The organism is Streptomyces sp. YGL11-2, from assembly GCF_050054615.1.
GTDB lineage: Bacteria > Actinomycetota > Actinomycetes > Streptomycetales > Streptomycetaceae > Streptomyces.
Genome location: NZ_JBNHIN010000002.1, coordinates 273591 through 283011 on the forward strand (window position 1 = coordinate 273591; position 9421 = coordinate 283011).

Annotated in this window: 5 protein-coding genes; 2 read left to right on the forward strand and 3 right to left on the reverse strand. The window is 70.7% G+C overall.

The features are described 5' to 3' along the window. The first annotated feature begins 137 nt into the window (after positions 1–137). Entirely contained in the window at positions 138–1295 is a 1158-nt protein-coding gene (locus ACO1BR_RS03560) for an AI-2E family transporter (protein WP_426793538.1), read from the forward strand. Here the strand turns inward: ACO1BR_RS03560 and ACO1BR_RS03565 are convergent. Beyond that, on the reverse strand, positions 1217–3397 hold the full coding sequence (locus ACO1BR_RS03565) for a SpoIIE family protein phosphatase (RefSeq protein ID WP_426793539.1): 2181 nt from the start codon (positions 3395–3397) through the stop codon (positions 1217–1219). The two genes, ACO1BR_RS03560 and ACO1BR_RS03565, sit on opposite strands and share 79 nt — an antisense overlap. A 270-nt stretch (positions 3398–3667) precedes the next feature. Here ACO1BR_RS03565 and aspS point away from each other — a divergent pair, with 270 nt between their 5' ends. After that, entirely contained in the window at positions 3668–5455 is a 1788-nt protein-coding gene (gene aspS / locus ACO1BR_RS03570) for an aspartate--tRNA ligase (protein ID WP_426793540.1), read from the forward strand. A 227-nt stretch (positions 5456–5682) separates the two neighbouring features. On the opposite strand, the gene metG is transcribed toward aspS, so the two are convergent. Both metG and ACO1BR_RS03580 read right to left on the reverse strand, forming a co-directional pair. Next, a complete protein-coding gene (metG, locus tag ACO1BR_RS03575; protein WP_426793541.1) occupies positions 5683–7398 on the reverse strand; it encodes a methionine--tRNA ligase in 1716 nt (571 codons plus the stop codon). A 287-nt stretch (positions 7399–7685) separates the two neighbouring features. Continuing rightward, entirely contained in the window at positions 7686–9281 is a 1596-nt protein-coding gene (locus tag ACO1BR_RS03580; RefSeq protein WP_426793542.1) for an MFS transporter, read from the reverse strand. Positions 9282–9421 lie beyond the last annotated feature (140 nt).

Genomic DNA, 9421 nt, shown 5'->3' on the forward strand with positions numbered 1-9421 from the left:
GGGGGCGGCGTTTCCCGTGAAACGCCGCCCCCGCACACGTGTTTCACGTGAAACGCCACTCCGTGCGCCCTGCCGGACACCGCAGCCGTCGCACCCCATGCCCGTCGACTGCCGCATCGGCGTGGTGGACTGTCGGCGTGCGAAACGACTCGGATCAAGACCGGAGCAGCGCCGAGCCCGGCCGGCCGCCGCACGACAGGCAGCCGCTGCTGCCCATCGAGGCCCGCCGCGCCGCGGCCTGGTGCGCGACGGTGCTCCTGGTCGCGGCCGTACTGGGCGTCGGGGTGTGGCTGTGCGTCGAGCTGAGCGCGGCGGTCACCCCCGTCCTGCTGGCGCTGCTCGGCAGCGCGCTGCTCGGGCCGCTCTACCGGCAGCTGGTGGCGATGAAGCTCAACCGTTCGCTGGCGGCCGGGCTGACCTGCGCCGTGCTGGTGGTCGTGGTCGGCGGTGCCGGCTACATCGTGGTCAGCGCGCTGGTCGACACCGGTGACCAGATCCTCGCGTCGCTCAAGGACGCCGCGTCGGACCTGTCCCGGCACTTCGGTATGGCCGGCAACTCGCTCAGCGACCTCGCCACCCACGCCAAGAGCCTGGTGACCAAGTTCGGCGGCACCGCGGCCTCCGGGCTACTGGCCGGGGTCAGCATCGTCGGCCAGTTCATCGCCGCGGCGGTGCTGGCCCTGCTGCTGACGTTCTTCTTCCTGCGGGACTCGGACAAGGCCGTCCGCGCGCTGCACGACTGGGCGCCGGGCGACTCGGCGCCGCAGCTGGAGCGGATGGCCCGGCGCGGCTTCCAGTCCATCGAGGGCTTTATGCGCGGCACCACCTTCATCGCGCTGATCGATGCCATCTGCATCACCGTCGGACTGCTGATCCTTCAGGTGCCGGGCGCCCTCGGCCTGGGCGCACTGGTCTTCGTCGGCGCCTATATCCCCTACCTCGGCGCGTTCATCTCCGGTGCGGTGGCGATCCTGGTGGCGTTCGCGGACCGGGGCATCGTGATCGCGCTCTGGGCGCTCGGCGTGGTCCTCGCCGTGCAGGTGCTGGAGGGCCATGTGCTCCAGCCGATGATCCAGAGCCGTACCGTGCAGATGCACCCGGCGGTGGTCATGCTGGCGATCACGGCGGGGGCGAGCGTCGCCGGCATCCTCGGCATGCTGCTGTCCGTACCGCTGACCGCAGCCGCCTCCGGTGTCCTCCATGAACTGCGCAGGGGCTACGCGGCGGACTCCGGCTCCTCGGGATCCGGTGACACCGGGCCGGACGGCTCCACCGCCGATCCGGCGTCCTCGTAGAGCTCGAACCACGTCGATTTGCCGTCTCCGCGCGGATCCACTCCCCACGCGCCGGCCAGCAGCTCCATCAGCACCAGACCGCGCCCCGAGGACGCCAGTTCACCGGGCCTGCGGCGGTGCGGCAGCTCGTCGCTGCCGTCGGCGACATCGACCCGGATGCGCCGGCGGCCCCGCTCACCGGAGATCTCGGCGACCAGCAGCGCGTCCCCGTCGGTGTGCTTCAGCACGTTGGTGACCACCTCGGAGACCATCAGCACCGCCGCGTCGACCTGGTCCGGGTCGGCCCAGTCGTGCAGCACCGCGCGGATCTGCCGGCGTGCCTCGGCTATCCGCTCCGGCTCGGCCTGGGCGACGGAGAACACGGTGCGCCGTACGGGCTGCTGCGCCGGCCGTCCGCCGGTGCCCACCCCGCAGCTGCCGCCGTCGCGGGAGAGCAGGAGGACGGCGATGTCGTCCTCGCGGCGGTCCACCAGCGGCCCGGTGGTGTGGTGCGAGGAGGGGCCGTGCACGGCCTGGACCAGGGTGTCGGCCAGCCGCTCCAGGCTCTCGCCGCTGGTCTCGTCCGCCCCGGCCTCATGCCCTTCGAAGATGTCGCGCAGCCGGGCCCAGCCGGTCTCCAGGTCGTGGCCGCCGGTCTCGATCAGCCCGTCGGTGCACACCAGCATGGTCTCGCCGGGCTCCAGGACGAGCCGGGTGGTGGGGTAGTCGGTGTCCGGGTCGATGCCCAGCGGCAGCCCGCCCGCGGTGGGCCGGACCAGCATCGGGCCGTCCGCCATCCGGATCGCCGGGTCGGGGTGGCCGGCCCGTGCGATGTCCAGCAGCCCGGTGGCCGGGTCCACCTCGACGTACAGACAGGTCGCGAAGCGCTGGTCCTCACCGAGGCCGCGGAACTCGGTCTCGTTGATCCCGGCGAGAAAGCGCGAGGCGCGGGAGAGCACCGCGTCGGGGTGGTGGCCCTCGGAGGCATAGGCGCGGAGCGCGATCCGCAGCTGCCCCATCAGGCCCGCGGCCCGTACGTCGTGGCCCTGGACGTCCCCGATGACCAGCGCGATCCGGCCGGACGGCAGCGGGATCATGTCGTACCAGTCGCCGCCGACCTCCAGCCCGCCGCCGGTCGGCACATAGCGGGCCGCGACCGTCATCCCCGGGATGTCGGGCTGCACCGTCGGCATCATGCTGCGCTGCAGCCCCACCGCCAGCTCGTGCTGCGACTCCTGCACACCGGCCCTGGCCAGCGCCTGGGCCAGCATCCGGGCGACGGTGGTCAGCACCGAGCGCTCGTCGGGCGTGAAGGCGACCGGCTGGGCGAAGCCGGCCATCCAGGCGCCGATCGTGCGGCCCGCGTTGACCAGCGGCAGAAACGCCCACGAGGTCCGCAGGAAACGGGCGGCCAGCGGCCAGGTGGAGGGGTAGCGGCGCCGGTACTCCTCGGGGGTGGGGAGGTAGATGGCCCGGCCGGTCCGGATGACCTCGGCAGCCGGATACGCGGTGTCCAGCGTCATGCCGGAGAACGGCCGCTCATCGCCGGGACGGTGGCCGTGGTGCCCGATGACCGAGAGCCGGTCCCCCTCGACACCGAAGACCGCCAGGCCGTCCGGCATGAACCCCGGCATGGACAACCCGGCCGCGACCCTCAGGACCTCGGCGGTCGACCGCGCCTCGGCCAGCGCCCGGCCCGCGTCCAGGAGGAACGCCTCACGCGAGCGGCGCCAGTCGCCGGTGATCGGGGTGTGCGCCGCGGACGTGCCGGGCTGCGGCTCGGGGACCTCCTGGAGCGTGCCGACCAGGTCGAAGTCGCCGTTGACGAGCCGTGGCCGGGAGCGGGTGCGCACGATGCGCAGCACTCGCCCGCGCTCGTCGACGATGCGCAGCCGGGCCTCGGCGAGGGTCCCTTCGGAGACGGCGAGCTGGACGACGCCGTTGATCTCGGCGAAGTCCACGGGATGAAAACGGGAGCGCACCGCGGCCTCGGTCAGCTCCACCGGCTCGGCGGGAAGCCCGAGGAGCCGGGCCGCTTCGGCGTCGAGGGTCACCTGGCCCGATGCGTTGTCCCAGCGCCACAGGCCGGTCGCGATGGCGGCCAGGAGATCCTCGGTGCGCATTGCATCACTTTATGTGGGTTTGACGGAGCCCGGCCAACGAGCCGGACGGGACCATCCTCGCAGCGGGGGCGCCCGGTCTCATGTCGAGGAGGGCCTGATGGGGATATGTCAACCAGGTCATGGGGGCCGGGCGGTAACCTGGAGCGGTTATGCCATTCCTGGGGTGGTCTTCGGGTGATCCACAAGGTGATCGATCGGGCGTTCGAGTCTCGTGTCGCCCCTTCTCTCCCGACAGCTCCCCACCTCGACTCGCGACGACTTGGATGAGCGATGCATCGGTACCGGTCCCATAACTGCGGCGAGCTCCGAGCCGCGGACGTCGACACCGACGTCCGCCTCAGCGGCTGGCTGCACAATCGACGTGACCTGGGCGGCATCCTCTTCATCGATCTGCGCGACCACTACGGTCTCGTGCAGCTCGTCGCCCGTCCCGGCACCCCCGCCAACGAGGCGCTCGGCTCGCTGACCAAGGAATCCGTCGTCCGGATCGACGGCAAGGTCAGCGCGCGCGGCGCCGACAACGTGAACCCCGACCTGCCGACCGGTGAGGTCGAGATCGAGGTCACCGAGGTCGAGGTGCTCGGTTCCGCCGAGCAGATCCCCTTCACGATCAACGCGGAAGACGGCGTCAACGAGGAGAAGCGGCTCGAATACCGCTTCCTCGACCTGCGCCGCGAGCGCATGCACCGCAACATCATGCTGCGCACCGCCGTGATCTCCGCCATCCGCCACAAGATGGTGGCCCTCGGCTTCAACGAGATGGCGACCCCGATCCTGTCCGCGACCTCCCCCGAGGGCGCCCGCGACTTCCTGGTCCCCTCCCGCCTGCACGCCGGCAAGTTCTACGCGCTGCCGCAGGCCCCGCAGCAGTTCAAGCAGCTGCTGATGATCGCCGGCTTCGACCGCTACTTCCAGATCGCGCCGTGCTTCCGCGACGAGGACGCCCGCGCGGACCGCTCGCCGGGCGAGTTCTACCAGCTCGACATCGAGATGAGCTTCGTCGAGCAGGAGGATGTCTTCCAGCCCGTCGAGCGGCTGATGACCGAGCTGTTCACCGAGTTCGGCAACGGCCGCACGGTCACCTCGCCGTTCCCGCGGATCCCCTTCCGCGAGGCGATGCTCAAGTACGGCTCCGACAAGCCGGACCTGCGCGCCGAGCTGGAGCTGGTGGACGTCTCCGACGTCTTCGAGAACTCCGGCTTCAAGGCGTTCGCCGGCAAGCACGTGCGCGCCCTGGCCGTGCCGGACACCGCGGACCAGCCGCGGAAGTTCTTCGACCAGCTGGGCGACTTCGCCGTCCAGCAGGGCGCCAAGGGCCTGGCCTGGATCCGCGTCGGCGATGACAACGCGCTGGCCGGCCCGATCGCCAAGTTCCTCACCGACGAGGACGTCAAGGCGCTGGTCGTCGCCCTGGACCTCAAGCCCGGCCACGCGGTGTTCTTCGGCGCCGGCGAGTTCGACGAGGTCTCCAAGATCATGGGTGCGGTCCGCGTCGAGGCCGCCAAGCGCGCCGGCCACTTCGTCGAGGGCGAGTTCCGGTTCTGCTGGATCGTCGACTTCCCGATGTTCGAGAAGAACGCGGACACCGGCCAGATCGAGTTCTCCCACAACCCGTTCTCCATGCCGCAGGGCGGCCTGGAGGCGCTGGAGACCAAGGACCCGCTGGACATCCTCGCCTGGCAGTACGACATCGTCTGCAACGGCACCGAGCTGTCCTCCGGCGCGATCCGCAACCACGAGCCGGACGTCATGTACAAGGCGTTCGCCCTTGCCGGTTACGACAAGGAGACCGTCGAGGCCGAGTTCGGCGGCATGCTCCGCGCCTTCAAGTTCGGCGCCCCGCCGCACGGCGGCATCGCCCCCGGCGTCGACCGCATCGTGATGCTGCTGGCCGACGAGCCCAACATCCGCGAGACCATCGCCTTCCCGCTCAACGGCAACGCCCAGGACCTCCTCATGGGCGCCCCGAGCGAGGTCGACGAGGCGCGCCTCAAGGAGCTGCACCTGAGCATCCGCACGGGCCCCGCGAAGCCGACGCCGTACAAGCCGACGAAGTGACGCCGAGGACCTGAGAAGGGGCCCGGAACCACTCGGTTCCGGGCCCCTTCGCCCACCGCACATACGGCGAAGCCCCCGGACCGAACCCGGTCCGGGGGCTTCGCCGTATGTGCGGGGGGCGAAGGGGCCCGGAACCACTCGGTTCCGGGCCCCTTCGCCCACCGCACATACGGCGAAGCCCCCGGACCGAACCCGGTCCGGGGGCTTCGCCGTATGCGGGGTGCGGTCTACTGCTCCGCGCCGCCGAACCGCTCCCGGTACGCCGCCAGATCATCCTCGGTGATCTTCGCGAACAGCACCGGCGGCACCGTGAACGGCGTCCCGGCGGGGACGGCAGCCAGCGCCTTCGCCTCGTCCTGCGAGACCCATCGGGCGGTGTCGTTCTCCAGCGCGAACGCGCTCCGCATGGCCTGGGCCGACGCCGGGATGAACGGCTCGGAGACCACCGCGTAGAGGTGGATCAGGTTCATCGCGGTCCGCAGCGTCAGCGCCGCCGCGTCCTTGTCGGTCTTGATCTCCAGCCACGGCGCCTTCTCCTCCAGGTAGGAGTTGCCCGCGCTCCACAGCGCACGCAGCGAGGCCGACGCCTTGCGGAACTGGAGCGCCTCCATGTGGCCCTCGTACTCCGCCAGCAGCCCGGCGATCTCCTCGCCCAGCTTCTGCTCGGCGGCCCCGGCCTCGGCTCCGGCCGGCACCTCGTCGCCGAACCGCTTGCGGGAGAACGACAGCACGCGGTTGACGAAGTTGCCGAGCGTGTCCGCCAGGTCCTTGTTGACCGAGGACGAGAACAGCTCCCAGGTGAAGGAAGTGTCGTCCGACTCCGGCGCGTTGGCCATCAGGAAGTAGCGCCAGTAGTCGGCCGGCAGCAGCTCCAGCGCCGCGTCCGTGAAGATGCCCCGCTTCTGCGACGTCGAGAACTTCCCGCCGTAGTAGTTGAGCCAGTTGAACGCCTTCAGGAAGTCGACCCGCTTCCACGGCTCGCGGGTCCCCAGCTGCGTCGCCGGGAACATCACGCTGTGGAACGGCACATTGTCCTTGGCCATGAACTCCGTGTACCGGACGTCGTCGGCCTCGTACCACCACGACTTCCAGTCGCGCTCCTCCGGCGCCTGGTCGGCCCACTCCTTCGTCGAGCCGATGTACTCGATCGGCGCGTCGAACCAGACGTAGAAGACCTTGCCCTCCGCGGCCAGCTCCGGCCACACATCGGCGGGCACCGGGACGCCCCAGTCGAGATCGCGGGTGATCGCCCGGTCCTGGAGGCCCTCGGTCAGCCACTTGTGCGCGATGGAGGAGGCGAGGGTCGGCCACTCCTTGCTGCCGTTGCCCGCCAGCCAGCCCTCGACCTCGTGCTGCAGCTCCGACTGGAGCAGGAAGAGGTGCTTGGTCTCGCGCACCTCCAGATCACCGCTGCCGCTGATCGCCGACCGCGCGTCGATCAGATCGGTCGGGTCGAGGACCCGGGTGCAGTTCTCGCACTGGTCGCCACGGGCCTTGTCGTAGCCGCAGTGCGGGCACGTGCCGACGATGTAGCGGTCCGGCAGGAAGCGGCCGTCGGCGTTCGAGTAGACCTGGCGGATCGCCCGCTCCTCGATGAAGCCGTTCTCGTGCAGCTTGCGCGCGAAGTGCTGGGTCAGCTGCACGTTCTCCGGCGACGAGCTGCGCCCGAAGTAGTCGAACTCCAACCCGAAGCCGTCGTAGATCGCCTTCTGCTTGTCGTGCTGCTCCGCGCAGAACGCGTCGACCGACTGCCCCGCGTCCTTCGCCGCCAGCTCGGCGGGCGTCCCGTGCTCGTCCGTCGCGCAGATGTAGAGCACGTCGTGTCCGCGCTGTCGCATATACCGGGCATAGACGTCGGCCGGGAGCATGGACCCCACCATGTTGCCCAGGTGCTTGATCCCGTTGATGTACGGAAGGGCGCTGGTGATGAGGTGTCGAGCCATTGCCGGCTGCTCCCAAGTCGCTACGGTGAGTGAGGATTTGCTTTACGGAACGTCAATATCGTACTGGACGGGGTGGGGGCGGTTGCGCGGGGATTTTCGGGGGCGGACAGGGCTCCGGGGCCGGGAACGGACGGTGATTCCGGACCGGTCGGCTTCACGTGAAACGCACCCCCGCATCCCCCATCATCACGCGCGCCGCAAGCAACCGGTACGGTCCGTTTCACGTGAAACGGACCGGTGCCGCGGCCTGCGGTCCACGGCTCGCCTCGCCGCTCCCGCGGCGGCGCTCACACTCCCGCCTCTGCCGACTCCGCGCCGTCCGCCGCCCGTACCGGCCCGCGCTGCGGTGCCGCCCCGTTGACCACGACGCCGGCGACGACGGCGGCCAGCAGCATGATCCCCGAACCCACCCCGATCGCCGTGGTGAACCCGTGCACCACCCCGTCCTTCACGATCGCCATTCGGACCGCCGGATCCAGACCGGGCCGCCCCGTGCCCCGCGCCGCGCGCGTCAGATGACCGGCGACATACGTCGCGCTCGTCGACGCCGCGATGGTGTTCAGCAGCGCCGTACCGATCGAACCGCCCACCTGCTGCGCGGTGTTGACCGTCGCCGACGTGACCCCGGCGTCCTGCGGGGCCACCCCGGCCGTCGCCGTCGCCATCACCGGCATGAAGATCAGGCCCATGCCCAGGCCGACCAGGAGCTCGGCGGGGAGGACATGCGCCGCGTACGCGGGTGCCGCGGTCAGGAACCTCAGCGTGAACAGCCCCACCGCCGCGAGCAGCGCACCCGGCACCATCAGCAGCCGCGGCGCGAGCCGGTGCAGCAGCCGCGCCGAGATCTGCGTCGATCCGACGACGATCGCCGCCGTCATCGGCAGAAACGCCAGCCCGGCCTTGATCGGTGAGTACCCGAGAACGCCCTGCAAGTAGTAGGTCAGGAAGAGAAACATCCCGAACATCGCGATCACGGCCAGTGCCATGGTCAGAAACGCACCGCCGCGATTCCGGTCCCGGACGACCTGCAGGGGCAGCAGGGGGTACTGCGCCCGCGTCTGCCACCAGGCGAAGGTGGCCAGCAGCGTCACGCCCCACACCAGCATGCCGACGACCAGCCCGTCCTCCCAGCCCCGGGGTGCCGCCTCGCTGCACCCGTAGACGATCGCGACCAGACCACCGCACCCCAGAGCCACACCCGGCACGTCCAGGTGCACCCGCCCGCGGCCGGCCCGGTCGCGCAGGAGGACGGCCGCACCGGTGCAGGCGACCACCGCGACCGGAACGTTCACGTACAGGCACCACCGCCAGTTCAGGTACTCGGTCAGCAGCCCGCCGGCGAGCAGCCCGATGGCCGCACCCCCGCCGGCAATCGCCCCGTACACGCCGAACGCCTTGCTCCGCTCCCGCCCCCGCGTGAAGGTCGTCGTCAGCAGCGACAGCGCGGACGGCGCCAGCAGCGCCCCGAACGACCCCTGCAGGGCCCGGGCCCCGAACAGCATCCCCGGCCCCGTGGCCGCACCACCGATCCCCGACGCGATCGCGAACCCCACCAGCCCGACCATGAACGTCCGCTTCCGTCCCACCAGATCGGCGATCCGCCCGCCCAGCAGCAGCAACCCGCCGAACGCGAGGGTGTACGCGGTGATCACCCACTGCCGGTTCGCGTCGGAGATCCCCAGCGCCTGCTGCGCCGACGGCAGCGCGATGTTCACGATGGTCGCGTCCAGCACCACCATCAACTGCGCCATCGCGATCACGCCGAGCCCCCACCACCGCCGGGGATCGGGCTCGGCGGGCGGGACCCCGGCAGGGGGACCGGCCCCGGTGCCCGGACGGGCCCCGGCACCGCCTTCTTCACCTTCGCCGCTCGGGTTACTCATCACGACCCGCCTCGCAACCGGTTCCAACGGAGCGCTTCCATTCAGCGTAGGTAAGGGGGTGGGGACTCGCCCGTTGTGCGGGCCGCGGCGCGCTGCGGAGCCGGTGCCGTGCGGAAAACGGCACCGGCCGCGGGCGGGCC